Here is a 15,567-nt window from a genome sequence, read left to right on the forward strand (position 1 = left end):
AAAACAGTTAGAAATCGCGTCATAAAACCGCTGCTATCGAAAGGCAAATTCTAGAATTTTTGGTGGCAGATATTGCATACTGTGACCTTCTCTCAAAACCAACAGACAACGCCCTTTCCCCTTCTATCTCGCCTGAAAATAAGTAATTGATGAGTAATGTCAGCGCATGGATGCGCTGCAAGGCTGATTTAGTTCATGGATGGACTATTCAGCCGTTTACGTTCATATCAATTGCTTGTTTAAAGAAACAGCGAGATAGAGGGGCGCCGAGGGAGTCCAGAGGGCGGTCGGCGGCAGCCGCCCTTTGGTTGTCGTCGCCAACGCGACAAAGAGTTAAATTGAAGGCTGATTTCAAACCTGTCGCGCTAAAGCACGAACTACACAAATACTGATTGAGTATTCCACATCAATAGTTAAGATTGCTCATTTCACCTTGCGCAAAAGTAACCTTGCTTCGCAACGTATATTTTGCAAGGTAAATCGCGGCATAAAGCCGCTGCTACCGAGGTTGTAGTTAATCATTGCCATGCATTGTTATTTTTGCACTTATTAAATCTTTCTTCTAAATCCCCTACCTCACAAAACCCCAACGCTAAAGCAAACGCTTCATTATTATCATTCACATAAAACAACGCCGGAAAACCACTCACTCTAAGCTGTTGCACCAAACCCAAATGCTGCTGTAACTGATTTTCAGTTTCAGCCGATAACAACACTTTTTCAAACTCAGCGCTATCCAAACCTATACTTACCGCGCATTCAACGAGCGTTTGTTGTAAAGATGGGTTTTGCGCTTTTTGGTAATACGCAGATTGAATGGCTTTAACCATATGCTTTGCACTGTTGGGGTTTAAGGTTTCTGCTGCTATCACGGCGCGACAGGCTGGGTAGGTCGAGCGATATGGAGTATTTAACTGCCAATAATCATGATTAAAACTCACTTGCGTGCGTTGTTCTATTTGCTGCCAATAGCCAGCGATTGCGTTGCGCAGACTTTCATCCATTGGTTGGTCATTATCTGGGGCAAGACCGCCCATGATCCAATCAACTTGAATCTCTGAGTGTTGTTGTAAAAATGCTGCAAGCTCAGGCGCAAAGCCATAGCACCATGCACACATAGGATCGACTACATAAATAAAGCGCATACTGTTTTCTATATTCATTTGAATACATAACAGTCTACGCAGTTTGAAAATAAAAAAGCACCCAAAATGGGTGCTTTTTCTTACTTAAAACGTCTAATGAACAATAAGCCTGCTAAAAAAGACAACCAAACAGGAAAGCTTCCGCCTGAGTCAGAAGTGCTCGTTTCTGGTGTCGGTGATGTAGGTGAAGGCGTTGTTGATGAGCTTTCAGCAAAGTTTGCTGTCACTTTTGCACTAGACCCCTTATTAAACCCGCAACCTTTGTATGAATTCATCGGATAATACTCAAACTTATTATTATTAAATTCTCCCGTGGCAACATCATTTAACCCGTCTGCATCAAAGTCAGCAATTGCCACAGCAGTTAAACCATCTCTACCAACCGCTATTTCTTGTACTGCTGAGTACTCATTTTTATCTTCAGCAAAGATGACTCTTAAGCTAAAAGGTCCATAATGCGCAGTTACAATATCTTGTAAGCCATCTTTGTCTAAGTCAGCAAACCCAGCACCGTAAGGCGCGTTGCTAGTATCAACGACTTTCATTGCAAAATTATTCGACTCAGAGTAAGTCACCACTTCTTTACTTGCTATATCAGCAGAGACAATATTCAACTTCTCTTCATCGTCTAAGTAAGTGTCTAACGTAATCCCTGCTCTATCAGACAATATTTTTAGTTCTTGGAATTGCCCATCTTCTCTTGTATAAATTGCGGTTTTGCCGTTAGTAATACTTTCTACCAATCTAAATAAGTTTCCGCTGGTGTCAGCCGAAAAGCTCGAAATAACTAATTGAGGGTGTTCTGAGCTTTTCGATTTGAAAGCGCTAAAAGAATACGTTTTCACACCTGGTATTTTAATATCTTCAAAATGTGCCAATTTGCCATTGCCGTCATTAAGGTAAACTTTAATTGTTGACGTAGCATAGTCACTTACTAACAAATCTTCATAACCATCGTTATTCCAATCTATGCTATCTAAAGCCGCAGGATAAACTAAGTTTGTGATGACGTTTTCTGTCTCAAACTCCCCATTACCAAGATTGACTGACTGAGTTACGCCACCAGAAAATAAGCTAATTCCAAATAAGTCAGGCTGTCCATCATTGTTAATATCTAGCACCTGTAACGTTTTAGCTCCACCTCCTGGATTACTGATACGCTTTGCTGTTTTGACAAAACTCGCTCCTTTTCCGTAATCACACATTTGCCCTGACCAGTTGTTAAAGCGATCTTCGCTTTCTGAGCTAGGTTCAAGCAGAACATTTGCATCAGTCGTATTAACGGTGCAATTCTCAGAACACGACGCTTCGCCGTAAGTAATCGTGCCGTTATTTTTTATAGTTAGTTCAATTTCATCAGCAAAAGTAAAATTACTCGCTGATAACAAAGCAGCTATTATTGATAATTTAGTTTTCATTTTTAGACCTATATTTATGAGTAGTTTTGGTCAGAATGAAAACTAAAAGCCTTAATTGCAATGAGGAGTTTATAAAGTTAATATTAAGTAACTATATTTAAATAATTCATAATGTTATGAACCGTTCATTCAAGATTTACGACTATTATATTGACCCTGCAACGAGTTCGGTAAAGTTATTTAATAAAGAATTTAGGCTTGAACCTAAGATAATGAACGTTTTGTGCCTACTCGCTCAAGAGTCAGGTAAGGTTTATAGTAAAACAGAAATCTTAGAACATGTCTGGCCAAACCAAGTCGTAGATCCTGAATTAGTTACTCGAGCAATTTTTGAACTTAGAAAGATATTTTGCGATGACCCCAAGCAACCAAAATATATAAAAACTATCCCTCGAAAAGGGTATATGCTACTTCCTCAAGTGGAGTACGGTTCACATTCAGCAACTCAGTCTAAATTACCTCTCAAACCATTTCATTTTGCTTTTTTGCTTATCGGTTTTAGCCTTATTCTTGCCGCTGCATATATCACTAAAAATGAAGAGCACTTAAAAAATTATGAAGAAAAACTCACTTACTCTAGAAGTGACAACATATATGAACTAATTCAAGAGCCGAACAATCAATTCACTGCCTTCATCGCTGGAGAGCCTCAGAATAAACATATATACAAAAAAGACACTTTGTCAGGTCAAGTGACACAACTTACCCATGATGCGGGTAGTTATCATGGGTTAGACTTTTTGAATAATAAATTAACTTCTGTTCGGTGTAGTGAAGAGTGTGAACTTATCCAGTTTGCCAATAAGCAGTGGCTACCACTGAAAAAGTTTAAATACCCTGTATCAGATTTTGCTGTCAGCCCTGATAATTCATATCTAGCTTTAACGACCCTAGTCAAAGGCTCTAAGCAAATTGTCATCACCAAGGTCGATAGTAACGACAATGAATTTGAGTTTACAGGTTTAGGGTTAAATGCTTGGCAACCTACGTTTTTAAATAATAAGACATTAATTTATATAGCAAATAATGAACAAAATAAGTTAATGCTAGTTTCTTTCAATGTAAGTACCCATAAAAAAACGTCTTTAGATTTGCCTCTAACTAGAATGTCAGCTTTAGCGCATATCGAAAACAGTCAAATTGCCATCACAGGTAAAAATAACAAGCAAAATGGTGTTTGGTTATATAATTTAGAAACGCATAAGTTTAATTTATTAAAAAGCCTAAAGCCTGCTGATACAATTCGAGATATGTCCGTGGGTTTAAACAGTATAATTTTAAACATACAGAGTCGCCGTATTGATATTTGGTCACAAGGTCCGAAAACGCTAAATGTAACGCATCCCAGTATTGATTTTAATGCAGCCATTGGCCCTCATTCGAACAATTTATATTTTTCGTCAAATCGGACAGGAAATTACGAGTTATGGGTGTCAAATGCATCGGAAAGCAAAAGACTCTCTAACGTTGAAGCTGATTTAATAGATAAAGTATTCCCTTCTCATTCTGAAAATTTTATCGCATTCACTATGCTGTCTCAGCAGCGAAAGTTTCTCGCTCTCTATTCAAAGATCGATTCAAAATTAACTTTAAAAATTGAGCTCCCTCACGCTTCTAACTTGTTAGGTTGGTCTGAGTTTGATGACGAACTATTTTTTAGCAAAAAGTCTTCTGACTCATATGACCTTCTTAGCTTTAAACTGTCGGAACAGAAGCTCAAAACCGTTGCATTAGACGCTGGATACATTGCAACAAGAGGTCAAAAAGGCTTGTTTTACTATGACCTAAGCTCCAGAACTTTGATGCTTTATAGCGTGAATGGACAAAAAAGTGACCTCATTCATCTTTCTGACTTAAATTTAGAGAGACTTCCTAGCTGTCTACAATTAGATAAAGATAATTTATTTTATTGTGAACGAAAGAAAGACAAACAAGTGGTATATAGCATGAACATTTCTACCAAAGAGAAAACGCTTCTTGGCGAGGTACCCAGAAACGCATTTGTGTCAGATATATTCGAATCGACGATTGTCTATGACAAAGAAACTCAAGGTAATTCGAGCTTATCCGAAATTAAGCTGCTATAAGCTTTAACAAAAGTATTAAATCACTTTCTCAAAGTGTATCTTGTTGTCGAGCGACGTATCACCGGGCTCAATATCAATGATGTGGTAGTTGTTCTTCACTAACATGGCGAGCATGGCTCGAAAGCGGTTCATAGTTTTCACTTGCACCGCTTGATAGTTGTGCGCTTTTAACCAAGCTTCTTGTTCGTTTAGCATTTTCTGTGCGAGACCATACCCTCTATGCTCAGGCATAACTGCACCTAACCAGCTATAAAAAACCATGTCACTCAGCGCATAGCCCAATTTATATCCCACAGGTTGCTCGTTGTGATAAGCCACCAGCAGTAAATAGGTTTTATCTGCTAGCCTTTGCTTTATGACTTCTAGCGTTTTTGGTGTGCCAAACTCAGGGATATTGGTTTCGATAGCCAATATATCACTGAGTTGACCTTGTTTAATTGCGTACATATTTGCTCTTCGATTAAAGCCACAATCTTTAATTCTTATCTTTCGATTTATCGTCTGATTTTGACGATGTTTCTGGGCGCTCAATTTTGCCACTTTTTAAAAGCGCTTGATATAAGTCTTCTAATGGCTCTGGAATATCATCATGATATTCAGGCTTCTCTTTAAGTAGCTTAATTAATGCGCTTTGGGCGCCTGCTTCATCTTTGTTTTCTAGCCTTGCCACAATATCTTTAAACACGGCATTTGGCTTGGCGTTTGGCTTGGCGTTTGGCTCAGACAAATTAATGCCATACATAACTGGTGAGACAGCCTGAACAGCTCGCGCTTTCTGCTCTGGCGCTGCGCGTTCAAGTCTCGAACCTGTGACTTCTATTCGTTCCATTTGCACGTCTTCAGCTTGTATGTCTACTCGCTCAATTTGTGGGGCACTTTCTGGTGCTTGCTTCGCTTTTGAAATTGTAGGCACTTCAGCTGATTCAACTGATACTAACATGGGATCTTGGTAATACTGCCAAGGCGCTAACACGGCAACGGCGACGATGGCGGCTGCGAGCCCTGAATATTGCCACCACCTGTTTGAGGTTTTCGTCGCTTGTTGCGCTCGCGATTTACTCTCTAAAGCTTTGTTACCAAATACTTTTTGATCAAAAACTTTATTTTCATCATTAACGGCATCTGCTGCACACGCCAAAATAGCATCATCGATATGTTTAGGCGGCATTGCGTCGTTATTTTGCTGATAAAGCTTGATGAGATCGTCATCACTAAATTGCTTACTCATGCTTGTCGTGCGCCTCCGGTTTCTGATGAGTCTACTTTGCGATGCAAACAATCTCTTAACTGTGACATGGCATAGCGCAATCGCGTTTTCACGGTTTCGGGTTTTGCCTCAACAATTTCGCATACTTGGCTTGCGCTAAATCCTGCTTCATGGCGCAACAAAAATGCGTCTCTTTGCTGTGGTACCAGTAACTCTACACAGTGCTTAATCGCCCGTTGCAAGAAGTCATTATGTAACTCACTTTCGTGATTGTCTTGGTTTGAACTAAGCACTTCAGGTGACGCACTATCGTTATTATTAGGCGCCTCATCAACCAGTGCTAGATGCTCACCGCGCGCAGTGTGTTTTCTGTGTTCATCAATCAACAGATTATGGGCGATGCGATATAGCCAAGTGCTGAACTTAGCCTCAACCGTATAACTGGCCCGATTATCGATGACTCTAAGCCAAACTTCTTGAAATAGCTCTTCGGCTTTAACCTGATGCTTTGCACCTAATTGACGACACACATAACGATATATTGGCCCTTTGTGTCGGCCGTACAACTCGGCAAAGGCGGCTTGGCAGCCTTTGCCATAGCTAAGCATCAGCGCTTCGTCCGTGTCTGATTGTAATTGCGCGATTTGAGTCATAAATATTAGAATTTCTATGTATTATAATGCACTTGCCAATTCGACCAAGTTAACAAATTCACCGCGATAGTTAAACGGATCATCCCCTCTATTTGCCCGCGCAATACTGGCAATATCTTGGTAGTTCATGTCACCAAGGTACTGGCTTTGTTTTAGCTTTTGAGCAAATGCAGCCACTGAGGTTGCAAATTTAAAGTCGGAGCTTGCGCTATCAAAGTCGGGTAACACTTGCTGTTTACTGACCACTTGGCTGATCAGTTTACTCTCGGTGTCGCCTGGTAATTTATAACGAATTTTCACCTGAAGTAATTCATCACTGGTACTGACCATTTTCTTTTGCTGATAGCGCAGTTCATCCACTTGCCCTTTATTACCTGCTAAGGTCAGTTCGTACAATGCCGTAACAGTATGTCCGACCCCAATTTCACCGGCATCGACTTTATCGTTATTAAAGTCTTCGTCTTTTAATAAACGGTTTTGATAACCGATCAGACGATATTCTTTAACCTCAGCGGGGTTAAACTCGAGCTGAATTTTCACGTCGTTGGCGATACTTTGCAGTGTGCCACTCATTTGTCTTAACAGGACTTTTTGTGCTTCATGTAGGGTATCAATATAAGCGTGATTACCATCACCTATGTTGGCTAACTGCTCCATCATGGCGTCGTTGTAATTGCCTCGTCCAAAACCTAATGTGGTTAACGAAATACCTTGCTTGCGCTGCTCTGCGATCAAGTCTTTTAACGCATCGATGCTTGTGGTGCCAACATTAAAGTCACCATCAGTGGCTAAAATCACCCGGTTCACTCCGCCCTTTATAAAGGCCTTTTTCGCTTCTTGATAAGCCATTTTGATACCGCTCTCACCATAGGTGCCGCCCCCTGCTTTGAGCTCTTTTAAGGCATTTATGATGGTTTGCTTTTCTTTGCCTTTAGTTGGACTTAACACCACCTGCACATTACCGGCGTAAGTCACTAAACTCACGGTATCACGGGCTGATAGCTGCTTTACCATCATAGTCAGGCTTTGCACCAATAAAGGCAGTTTATTTTTGTCGTGCATCGACCCCGATACATCGACCAAAAACACCAGATTCGAAGGTTTTCTTTCACTTGCCGGTAAGTCATAACCTTGCAGGCCGATACGCAAAATATGGCGTTCATCATTCCAAGGTGCTGGGGCCAACTCTGTAAAAGTCGCAAACGGCTGCGATTTGTCTTCTGGCAAGCTGTAGTTGTAGTCAAAGTAATTAATAAAGGCTTCTTCACGTACAGCATCGGTCGGTGGCAATTGCCCCATACTTAAATAGCTGCGAATATTGGTGTAGCTGCCCGTGTCTACATCCACTGAAAAGGTCGATAAAGGCGTTATTGCGGCTTGAAATACCCCATTGCTCTCGCTCGGTAGGTAATTATCACGCTCCTCAGGATGAGCAAAAAACTCAGGGGATGGCGGCGCAATTCTTTTGCGCATTTCAGGCGCTGCAATCAATGCTTGTGGTTGACTAAGCTGCATATATTCAACGGCTCTAGCATTTGTAAGGTCATCGGCTTGCACCTCTGTGATCTGACTCCCCGTCACCATAATTTTTTCTATCGCTTCAGGAGCTGATTTACGCTCTTGCTGCGATTGTTCTTGGTTTTTTTGCGCCGTTTGTTCACTCTTGCTGTCTTGATTCGAGCAACCAGTAATAAATAAAGAACTAAACAAAGCGCCAAGGGTTAAAGCAATTAAGGTCTTGTTGGTTTTCATATTCGGTCTCTTTTTATAGAAGGTTTACTGCTATAAACGGACGACTATGAATTAGGGGGTGAAATATTTTTAAAGTTTTTTTACCCCAGTTATTTTTGTTTTGATTAAGCCTATAAAAACAGGACTTTAACTTGCTCTACAAACCATCTATTGGCCTGATTACTGGCTTTTAGTGGATGCCAATAAAGCTGTAAATGATAGTCCGGCACCGTGATTGGTGGTGGTAATCTTGTTAGTTTTTGCCCTTGTTGTACTTGTTTGGCAACTTGAGTCGGCAAGGTTAATAAATACTCGCTGCCAGCCACTAGGTGCGGAGCTACAAGTACACTGGTTTGCTGACACGCAATATGACGCGTATGACCCAAATTCGCTAATACTTGGTCGACAATACCTTGTGACTCTCCCCACGGTGCGATGCGTATATGCTGTTCCTGTAAAAATTGCTCAAGAGACAATGCACTTTTTATTCTCGGGTGCGTTTTACACACTAAGGTACTGTAACTGTCACTGAACCAAGCAAGCTGCTCAACACCGGCTTGCGGGTGTTCGTCATGCTCAAAGCCTAATACGAAATCTAAGTTTCGTTGCTCCAACTGCTCTTTAATAGGTAAAGGACTGGCTGGCAAGATCTCAATCTGAATATGCGGCGCTTGTTTGGAAAAGTGCCGAGTTAATTTAGGCAAAAAACAAAACTCAGTGTAATCGGTCGCGGCGATACGGAATGTTTTCTCACTATGACTTGCGTCGAACCCGCTTGCTTGACCTAGTCCTAGCTCTAGTAACGGCAAGGCTTGCTTTACATACTGGGCTAATTGCTCAGCGCTTTCAGTCGCCTGCATTTGATTATTCACTCGAATAAATAAAGGATCGTCTAGACGCTTTCTCAGCCTAGCTAAGCCGTGACTAAACGCAGACTGACTTAAATATAACGACTCAGCGGCCTTTGAGACCGACCGATAATGATAAAGCTTATCGAACAGCAGTAATAAATTGAGGTCAAACTGTTTGAGATCCATAAACCTGCACCATATTCATTTAACTATGAACATTATGCACTGGTTTCATTATTCCGTTCGGTTAATATATTAAAAAAGTAGATACCGAGCGAATACGCTCTAAGAGGAAGCGCTATGTCACAACTTACCATTCGACCCGCAGAAGTCACCGACATCGACACCATTTTATATTTCATTAAAGAGCTCGCCATTTATGAAAAAGCAGAGCATGAAGTGTTAGCCACACCTGAAACCATTAAGTCGAGCATGTTCGCAGAGCACAGTGGTGTGCATGGTTTAATTTGTGAATTAGACGGTGAAGCCATTGGTTTCTCAGTGTATTTCTATAACTACTCAACTTGGCTAGCAAAGCCTGGGCTTTATCTTGAAGATTTATACGTGTCACCAGAGCACAGAGGCAAAGGGGCTGGTATTGCACTACTCAAACGTTTAGCACAAATCGCCGTTGAAAAAGGCTGTGGCAGATTTGAATGGAGCTGTTTAGATTGGAATACGCCATCACGCGAGTTCTACGAATCATTAGGCGCAGAGCCACAACATGAGTGGATTGGCTATCGCATGAGTGGCGAAACACTGGTGAATTTTGCAGAAAAGTAACCACTTCCAAAGTGTGGCGGATATCTTCAATTAATCCTTTTCTTATTTGATTACGCTTTTAATATCAAAACTGATAATTAAGCGATCAAAATGAAAAATACCGCCCTACCCTTAGCCGCTTTGCTCTTCGCTCTGTCGGCTAATGCAACAACCCAACTGACTTCACATATAGCTAATAACAGCAAATCTTATCGTGTACACGGCAATAACACCTTGATGTACGACACTCAGGTTTCATGGCATCAAACTGGCCTTGACCTTCAAGTCCTGCAAGGCCATGCCTCACAGTTAGGACGCTTGAGCATCACACACAGCAAAGTGATTGCTTTTGACAGTAATAACAAAATGCTTTGGCAAGACAAGCGAAGTAATCTTCCAATTTGTATTCCTGAATTATTTCCTGAGTTTGCGAAGGCGTACTTCAAAGAGCTCAAAGCGGGGAAAAGCATAAAGTGTCATGGCCCAATCATAAAGGCAAAAAAGCTTGCGCCATTTGAGTTTGAACTCATCGCCGAGACATCCAATTCGTTAATCATTGAAGTAGGTCCGGGCTCCATAGGCATGATGTTTTTTATGGACCCTATTACGATGACGTTAAACAAAGACGCAACCCACTTGCAGGATTTTAGCGGCATTTTACCTGCACCTGAAAGGCTTTTGGGCAAGATGGCCTACTTAGAAGTGAAAGAGCTTAGCCAAGCAGATTACCCCATAGCCACAATTGATAAAGCTGTATTCGCTGGTTCAAAACTTAATACCAATTCTCTTAATTAAGTGATCTATTTTGAGACAATGTAAACTTGTCGATAGCAAGGCGAAATTTTTGCTGTTTAGTTGTTCTAAATAAGAAAATTTTAACGTAGCTAGCGTCAGTTTAAATCTCTCAAAATGATTAAGTATTATTGAAGATTGGTATTAATGAGTCGTTGTACTCAATTTAAGAATAGGATGGCTTGTGTCGGCAACTGTGTTTACCGGCACCTCATTACTTTGCAAATAATTAAACGGGCAAGGTAAAAGCCATCTCAAGATATGCCTTAGGTGTCATGCCGTTACATTGAGAAAAGATACGAGTGAAATGGGCTTGATCGCTAAAACCACATAAGAAGCCAATTTCAGCCAAACTCATTTGTTTTTGCATGAGTAGTTTGGATGCATATTTCACCCTTTCCTGTTGCAATAATTGCGCAAACTTCAGGTTTTCTTGCTGCAAGTGCCGTTGTAAGCTGCGCGCTGAAACACAAAGCTGCATGGCGACTTTATCAATAGTAGTTTCAACAAATCCTGTTGCGATAATCGCTTGTTCGACTTTGCTCTGCCAACTGGCTAATAAAGCTTGTTCGTCTTCATTTGCAAATAGAGGCAGACTATTTTGTTTATGGCGAGCACAAGGCTCATAACGGATCACCCAACTAGAACAAGCTTGTATCGACTCGCACAAAGTTGTCTGTGTCTCAAAATCAAACAATAAAGTTTCGCTGTCAGCCTGACCAGACAAGGTTATTTTGCTGGCGCCACAGTAAGATAACAGTGCACATAACACACTCATCACGGCTAAATCTTCGACCAAACTTGGCAGCTCCTCGCCTCTTGAAAGGTGCTTTATATTAATTTGACCTTGGCTGAAATCGCTTTCAGTGTAATGCAAAGCATGCACATAGCGCTCAAGTCGATGCCATTTAGATAATAAACTTTGTGGCTCTGAGCCGACTAACAAAGCCATACTCAGCGGTGTATGTAAAAGTTGAGACACACCTTGCCCCAACTTTAAAATATTCTCGATTCCATACTTATCAACAAAAGCCTGTAGTAAAGCTCGTTTAGAAGTAATAGGTACTTTGCTTTGGTTTACCGCTTTGACAGAAGGTTCAATGGCAAACCCGTTCAGTTTTGCACCTGCACGTAATATATCCATCATAGCTTGGCTTGCAAAAGCCGCATTTTTGCTCGCAGATGCACTCATTTTAAAACTCCTAGCGCGTTAAGATAGGTTGTAGTTTTTTACCAAGCCAAGGTAATGACATCAACCAATTTGGCGCGCTTGTGACGATAAACACCACCAATGAGAACCAAAGTAATTTACCTAAAAAGACCGTTATCATGATGGCCAAACCTGACAGCCCTGACAAAATACTTAATACCACTAAACTTCGTGGCGGTGTTGGAAACACAGACATGGCAAACAAGGCCAGCAAGCCATAATCGTTTATCCAGGCTTTTAGCTGTAACCACTTTGCATAAAAATCTGATTGCTCGCTTGGAATAGATGCCTGAATAAAGCTCTCGAGCAACAAGCTTAAACCAATCAAGATGCCACTACCTATAACTGCTGCCATTGCAAATAGCAAAGCGATAAACACCCGTTGTTGAGGTTGCAACCAAGCGAGCAAAATCACTGAGGTTTGCGTCGGTAACGCAGGTATAAAAAAGTCGCCAATCGAGAGGCCTGCAAGCATAGGCACTGCTTTAGGTTTACTGCCATTTCGTTTTAGCCAAGACAGCACCTTGGTTGCGATACTTTGATTATTCTTACGCATAATTACGCCCTCAACATGACACTTTCAGCAAGGTTGGGAAACAAGCGTCTCAGGCGCATCAACCATTTGGTTTTACCCACTCTGATTTCTTTTTCGTGACGTTCAATACCCATCATTATTTCTTGTGCAGCTTGCTCTGGAGAGATTTTCCCCCTACCACGCCCTCTTGTCATATCTGTATCGACCAAAGGTAAAATAGCCTCACAAACGCGGACTTGCTGATTGTTTTGAGTGATCTGAGCTCGTAAAGACTTACTAAAAACCCGTAAGCCCGCTTTATTAGCACAATACACCGCCGAGCTTTGTTTTGGTGCAATGGCCAAGCCTGATGTGACAAATACCCAAGTCCCCTGAGCACTTTGTACATTTTTAAATAGTAAACGTGTCAGCAACATGGGCGAGGTAAGATTAATCATCGTTTCTTGTTGCTCTGTTACTTCATACAGGGCGCTCGATACATAGTTTCTGGGTTGTTGCACCCCAGCATTGTGAATAACAAGGTCTAATTTCTTAGCCTCGAGCTTATTTGCCAGTGTTTCAACATCACTGAGCACTGATAAATCACAGACCAACCAATGTACTTGAGGGTTAAGCTTGCGGGCTTGGCCAACTGAATTTGGATTACTTCCAGTGGCAATAACTTGATAGTTTTTTTGTAAATACTGCTCAACAAGTTGCGCGCCGATCCCTCGAGTGCCGCCTGTGATTAAAATCGTTTTCGTCATGTTCATGTCCTTATAGCTTTACCAATGCACTGAGATCTAGTTCTTGCTCGAGCTCGACGTTAGCAAGGTACTCTTTATATTTTCCGTTGTGTTTTTTGTCTCTAGGTTCAATTAAACCGTTGATTTTTCTGAGTACTGGTTTGTCTTTATCAAAATAAAATCGAGTTGAACCAAACACTAATCGCCAAAACCAAGAAGCAGGCGTGACTTTGACAACAAGCTGATCGTTTTCAATCCTGGCTTGCACTTTTATTTTGGTGTGTGCCTGAACTTTGAGTACCACATAATCAAAGTAAAACACCTCACCAGCTTTGAGTGCATCCCAGCGCTTAGCCACCTCAAAAGGGATGCTTAACAACGATGCAGGCTCGTACGTAAAGCGATTAGTTTTGGTTTTACGTTGTAAATTTGTTTTCGGACTGCTTAATACAAACTCCCCCTCTCCTGATTTATGAAAGAGCAGCCCTGTTTCATTTAAACTCGGTTGTGCCATCTCAAGACGCTGTAACCCATTTGCGACAGACCAAGCTAGAGTCTCGGTTGCGACTGGGTCTTGCCCGACAGCAAACCATTTACGGCAAATGTGTAATACGGACTGGTTGTCGACACTCAACGACATAGTCATAGAAAAAGTCGGTCTTGGGTTTTGCAGCGTTAAGTCGTAACTTTTTGCAGAGGCAAACAAGTTATTTACGGTCAGTAAGCTCATAATTTCGTTTCCTGAGTAATAATTACTGAGCCAGTGTAGGAATTTGCAAAGCGGATGAATTGAATATTTACGCCAAATTGAGATTTGTAGATGCGTTTTAGAACCAAAGAGAAAGCGCGGGATAAAGCCGAGCCTACAAGTTGAGTTCGAGTAGTTTGCAGTGTTGTAGGCACGATTTTATATCGCACAAAATAGTGTTTGAATCACAACCGATAAAACATGAACCCTAAATTAAATTTAAGGTAACAGATTCTGGGATGCCGAGACAATGCTCTATATCTTTTGCCTCGTATTATCAGCGTCACAGCGAACAGCAACCCTAAAAACCATAATCAATTGATTAAATTAAATAAACTAAAAAACTAACTTTGCAATGATCACTTGGCTTTATCAGTGAAACATGGAATCATTACACTCAACATATTATAAAATAACACTGCTAATTTATGGACAAGCCTACTATACAACTGATTGACAATATTGGCTTATGGCAAAATGCCACTTTGGAAGCGCAACAGGCAGCCATCGCATCACTTTTAAACACCACCAACCTTACAGAACATTTTGAATTTATTGCCATTGAGCCTTTTAGTTGTGCCAACCTTACTTTCAATATTGCTCGTTTTAAACACATTAAGACCAATATGGTGTTTCATTTAATCCCAGGTTGTGAGGAATATAAAGTTGGGCTATCTCCTGAGCGTTATCAAATGGTTGTTGATGAGTTTGGGCGTTCGTGTATGCCTTTAGATGAAAATGATTATGAACAGAGCTACCCCATTAAGCTCGCCCCTTTTTTTATGGCTGAGTTTGTCATCACTCAAGCACAATGGGAGAGTGTAGGCGGACGAAAAGCCCATCGTGATAATGCGCCTTCTGCTGGTATCGACGTCATATCAAAAGAAGAAGTAGCAATGCTCTTTAAGCCATTTAACTTACGCCTTCCCTGTGAGATGGAATGGGAATATGCCTGTAAAGCTGGCTCTAATTCGATTTATTACTGGGGAGATGAACCAGACCTAAGTAAAGCTTGGGTGAGTGAAAATGTTCCATTTAAGGCAGATGATTATCGGAATTTAACATTTGAAGAGCAAAAACCAGCCAATGCATTTGGTCTAGTGGGCATGATTGGTAATTTTGCCGAGTGGGTCGAGGATGATGCCTATGAATACAACACAGGGGTACCCTCACAAATACCTCACAGAACTGGCTTGCAGTCTCCCGACGGTATTTTGCGCGGCGGATGGTTAGGGTATGATTGGAACCTTAATCGCTCAACATTACGAATTCCTTGTAGTACAAGCGCTGCTGATACTGGGATAGGTGCCCGTTTAGCGGTGAGCTTACATGATCTCATTCATGACGAGCAGTCGTGATGTACTGGCTGCGTTTACTCCTCGTTGGGTGTTTAACCTTACTGATATCAGGGTGTGTTAATCGTTATTTTGCAGCAAGTTGCGATAAACAAGCGCAAACAGCCAATCAAACACGCTCATTTACTATGTTGTGCCGTTCTGAGCGCCCCGATTTACTCAACATTGGCAGTGAGTACGATGCAAAACAATTTTGCCAAGGTGCAGTGAAAATGCGGGTCCTTGAAGAAGGCACCCGTATAAAAACCATCAACACACCTGTCGCGGGTCAAAGCTTAGCCTTATCAAGGCTCGAACATTGGCAAAAAATACACGTTGAGTGCTTAACTCAAAATATACCTTAATACT

Annotated in this window: 16 protein-coding genes; 5 read left to right on the forward strand and 11 right to left on the reverse strand. The window is 41.3% G+C overall.

The annotated features are described in order from the left end of the window. Nucleotides 1–518 precede the first annotated feature (518 nt). Both ACGHEH_RS06010 and ACGHEH_RS06015 read right to left on the reverse strand, forming a co-directional pair. Nucleotides 519–1,163, reverse strand: coding sequence for a DsbA family protein (locus tag ACGHEH_RS06010; RefSeq protein WP_390442862.1), 645 nt, complete (start codon nucleotides 1,161–1,163; stop codon nucleotides 519–521). 62 nt (nucleotides 1,164–1,225) lie between these two features. Continuing rightward, entirely contained in the window at nucleotides 1,226–2,563 is a 1,338-nt protein-coding gene (locus tag ACGHEH_RS06015; protein ID WP_390442864.1) for an FG-GAP repeat domain-containing protein, read from the reverse strand. Nucleotides 2,564–2,679: 116 nt separating this feature from the next. On the opposite strand from ACGHEH_RS06015, the gene ACGHEH_RS06020 reads away from it, so the two are divergent. Further along, a complete protein-coding gene (locus ACGHEH_RS06020) occupies nucleotides 2,680–4,650 on the forward strand; it encodes a winged helix-turn-helix domain-containing protein (RefSeq protein ID WP_390442865.1) in 1,971 nt (656 codons plus the stop codon). Between the two features lie 15 nt (nucleotides 4,651–4,665). Here the strand turns inward: ACGHEH_RS06020 and ACGHEH_RS06025 are convergent, their stop codons facing one another. The 5 genes from ACGHEH_RS06025 to ACGHEH_RS06045 all read right to left on the reverse strand — a co-directional run bounded on the left by ACGHEH_RS06025 (nucleotide 4,666) and on the right by ACGHEH_RS06045 (nucleotide 9,278). Then, nucleotides 4,666–5,097 (reverse strand): GNAT family N-acetyltransferase, encoded by a 432-nt coding sequence (locus ACGHEH_RS06025; protein WP_390442868.1) that lies wholly within the window; start codon nucleotides 5,095–5,097, stop codon nucleotides 4,666–4,668. Nucleotides 5,098–5,125: 28 nt separating this feature from the next. Beyond that, nucleotides 5,126–5,878 carry a hypothetical protein gene (locus ACGHEH_RS06030; protein WP_390442870.1) on the reverse strand — a complete coding sequence of 251 codons (753 nt, stop codon included), beginning with the start codon at nucleotides 5,876–5,878 and terminating at the stop codon, nucleotides 5,126–5,128. After that, entirely contained in the window at nucleotides 5,875–6,510 is a 636-nt protein-coding gene (locus tag ACGHEH_RS06035; RefSeq protein WP_390442873.1) for a sigma-70 family RNA polymerase sigma factor, read from the reverse strand. Before ACGHEH_RS06035 ends, ACGHEH_RS06030 begins: the two co-directional genes overlap by 4 nt. A 21-nt stretch (nucleotides 6,511–6,531) precedes the next feature. Then, entirely contained in the window at nucleotides 6,532–8,262 is a 1,731-nt protein-coding gene (locus tag ACGHEH_RS06040; RefSeq protein ID WP_390442876.1) for a von Willebrand factor type A domain-containing protein, read from the reverse strand. Between the two features lie 110 nt (nucleotides 8,263–8,372). Then, the gene (locus ACGHEH_RS06045) at nucleotides 8,373–9,278 is read right to left on the reverse strand and encodes a LysR substrate-binding domain-containing protein (RefSeq protein ID WP_390442878.1); all 906 of its coding nucleotides are present in this window, start codon (nucleotides 9,276–9,278) and stop codon (nucleotides 8,373–8,375) included. Between the two features lie 114 nt (nucleotides 9,279–9,392). On the opposite strand from ACGHEH_RS06045, the gene ACGHEH_RS06050 reads away from it, so the two are divergent. After that, on the forward strand, nucleotides 9,393–9,875 hold the full coding sequence (locus tag ACGHEH_RS06050) for a GNAT family N-acetyltransferase (protein WP_138566718.1): 483 nt from the start codon (nucleotides 9,393–9,395) through the stop codon (nucleotides 9,873–9,875). Nucleotides 9,876–9,965: 90 nt separating this feature from the next. Continuing rightward, nucleotides 9,966–10,649: a hypothetical protein gene (locus ACGHEH_RS06055; RefSeq protein ID WP_390442881.1), complete on the forward strand. Its 684-nt coding sequence runs from the start codon at nucleotides 9,966–9,968 to the stop codon at nucleotides 10,647–10,649. A gap of 226 nt (nucleotides 10,650–10,875) precedes the next feature. Here the strand turns inward: ACGHEH_RS06055 and ACGHEH_RS06060 are convergent, their stop codons facing one another. From ACGHEH_RS06060 to ACGHEH_RS06075, 4 genes are read right to left on the reverse strand one after another with little or no spacing between them, the layout of a single operon-like run. Continuing rightward, nucleotides 10,876–11,838, reverse strand: a complete 963-nt coding sequence (locus tag ACGHEH_RS06060) for a helix-turn-helix transcriptional regulator (RefSeq protein WP_390442884.1) — start codon at nucleotides 11,836–11,838, stop codon at nucleotides 10,876–10,878. Between the two features lie 10 nt (nucleotides 11,839–11,848). Beyond that, nucleotides 11,849–12,412 carry a hypothetical protein gene (locus tag ACGHEH_RS06065; RefSeq protein ID WP_390442886.1) on the reverse strand — a complete coding sequence of 188 codons (564 nt, stop codon included), beginning with the start codon at nucleotides 12,410–12,412 and terminating at the stop codon, nucleotides 11,849–11,851. A gap of 2 nt (nucleotides 12,413–12,414) precedes the next feature. Further along, entirely contained in the window at nucleotides 12,415–13,137 is a 723-nt protein-coding gene (locus tag ACGHEH_RS06070; RefSeq protein ID WP_390442890.1) for an SDR family NAD(P)-dependent oxidoreductase, read from the reverse strand. Between the two features lie 10 nt (nucleotides 13,138–13,147). Next, a complete protein-coding gene (locus ACGHEH_RS06075) occupies nucleotides 13,148–13,846 on the reverse strand; it encodes a hypothetical protein (RefSeq protein WP_390442893.1) in 699 nt (232 codons plus the stop codon). A 446-nt stretch (nucleotides 13,847–14,292) separates the two neighbouring features. Here ACGHEH_RS06075 and ACGHEH_RS06080 point away from each other — a divergent pair, with 446 nt between their 5' ends. Both ACGHEH_RS06080 and ACGHEH_RS06085 read left to right on the forward strand, forming a co-directional pair. Further along, complete coding sequence (locus ACGHEH_RS06080; protein ID WP_390442895.1) at nucleotides 14,293–15,222, forward strand: formylglycine-generating enzyme family protein; 930 nt, start codon at nucleotides 14,293–14,295, stop codon at nucleotides 15,220–15,222. Then, the gene (locus ACGHEH_RS06085) at nucleotides 15,222–15,563 is read left to right on the forward strand and encodes a hypothetical protein (protein WP_390442898.1); all 342 of its coding nucleotides are present in this window, start codon (nucleotides 15,222–15,224) and stop codon (nucleotides 15,561–15,563) included. The genes ACGHEH_RS06080 and ACGHEH_RS06085 overlap by 1 nt, the downstream gene beginning before the upstream one ends. Nucleotides 15,564–15,567: the final 4 nt, after the last annotated feature.

The sequence above is a fragment of the Pseudoalteromonas sp. MTN2-4 genome (assembly GCF_042848605.1).
Taxonomy (GTDB): domain Bacteria; phylum Pseudomonadota; class Gammaproteobacteria; order Enterobacterales; family Alteromonadaceae; genus Pseudoalteromonas.

Bases quoted from the DNA above. Each gene is read 5' to 3' on its own strand.
- ACGHEH_RS06010 (WP_390442862.1), bottom strand. From the start codon at position 1,163: ATGAATATAGAAAACAGTATGCGCTTTATTTATGTAGTCGATCCTATG.
- ACGHEH_RS06015 (WP_390442864.1), bottom strand. From the start codon at position 2,563: ATGAAAACTAAATTATCAATAATAGCTGCTTTGTTATCAGCGAGTAAT.
- ACGHEH_RS06020 (WP_390442865.1), top strand. From the start codon at position 2,680: ATGAACCGTTCATTCAAGATTTACGACTATTATATTGACCCTGCAACG.
- ACGHEH_RS06025 (WP_390442868.1), bottom strand. From the start codon at position 5,097: ATGTACGCAATTAAACAAGGTCAACTCAGTGATATATTGGCTATCGAA.
- ACGHEH_RS06030 (WP_390442870.1), bottom strand. From the start codon at position 5,878: ATGAGTAAGCAATTTAGTGATGACGATCTCATCAAGCTTTATCAGCAA.
- ACGHEH_RS06035 (WP_390442873.1), bottom strand. From the start codon at position 6,510: ATGACTCAAATCGCGCAATTACAATCAGACACGGACGAAGCGCTGATG.
- ACGHEH_RS06040 (WP_390442876.1), bottom strand. From the start codon at position 8,262: ATGAAAACCAACAAGACCTTAATTGCTTTAACCCTTGGCGCTTTGTTT.
- ACGHEH_RS06045 (WP_390442878.1), bottom strand. From the start codon at position 9,278: ATGGATCTCAAACAGTTTGACCTCAATTTATTACTGCTGTTCGATAAG.
- ACGHEH_RS06050 (WP_138566718.1), top strand. From the start codon at position 9,393: ATGTCACAACTTACCATTCGACCCGCAGAAGTCACCGACATCGACACC.
- ACGHEH_RS06055 (WP_390442881.1), top strand. From the start codon at position 9,966: ATGAAAAATACCGCCCTACCCTTAGCCGCTTTGCTCTTCGCTCTGTCG.
- ACGHEH_RS06060 (WP_390442884.1), bottom strand. From the start codon at position 11,838: ATGAGTGCATCTGCGAGCAAAAATGCGGCTTTTGCAAGCCAAGCTATG.
- ACGHEH_RS06065 (WP_390442886.1), bottom strand. From the start codon at position 12,412: ATGCGTAAGAATAATCAAAGTATCGCAACCAAGGTGCTGTCTTGGCTA.
- ACGHEH_RS06070 (WP_390442890.1), bottom strand. From the start codon at position 13,137: ATGACGAAAACGATTTTAATCACAGGCGGCACTCGAGGGATCGGCGCG.
- ACGHEH_RS06075 (WP_390442893.1), bottom strand. From the start codon at position 13,846: ATGAGCTTACTGACCGTAAATAACTTGTTTGCCTCTGCAAAAAGTTAC.
- ACGHEH_RS06080 (WP_390442895.1), top strand. From the start codon at position 14,293: ATGGACAAGCCTACTATACAACTGATTGACAATATTGGCTTATGGCAA.
- ACGHEH_RS06085 (WP_390442898.1), top strand. From the start codon at position 15,222: ATGTACTGGCTGCGTTTACTCCTCGTTGGGTGTTTAACCTTACTGATA.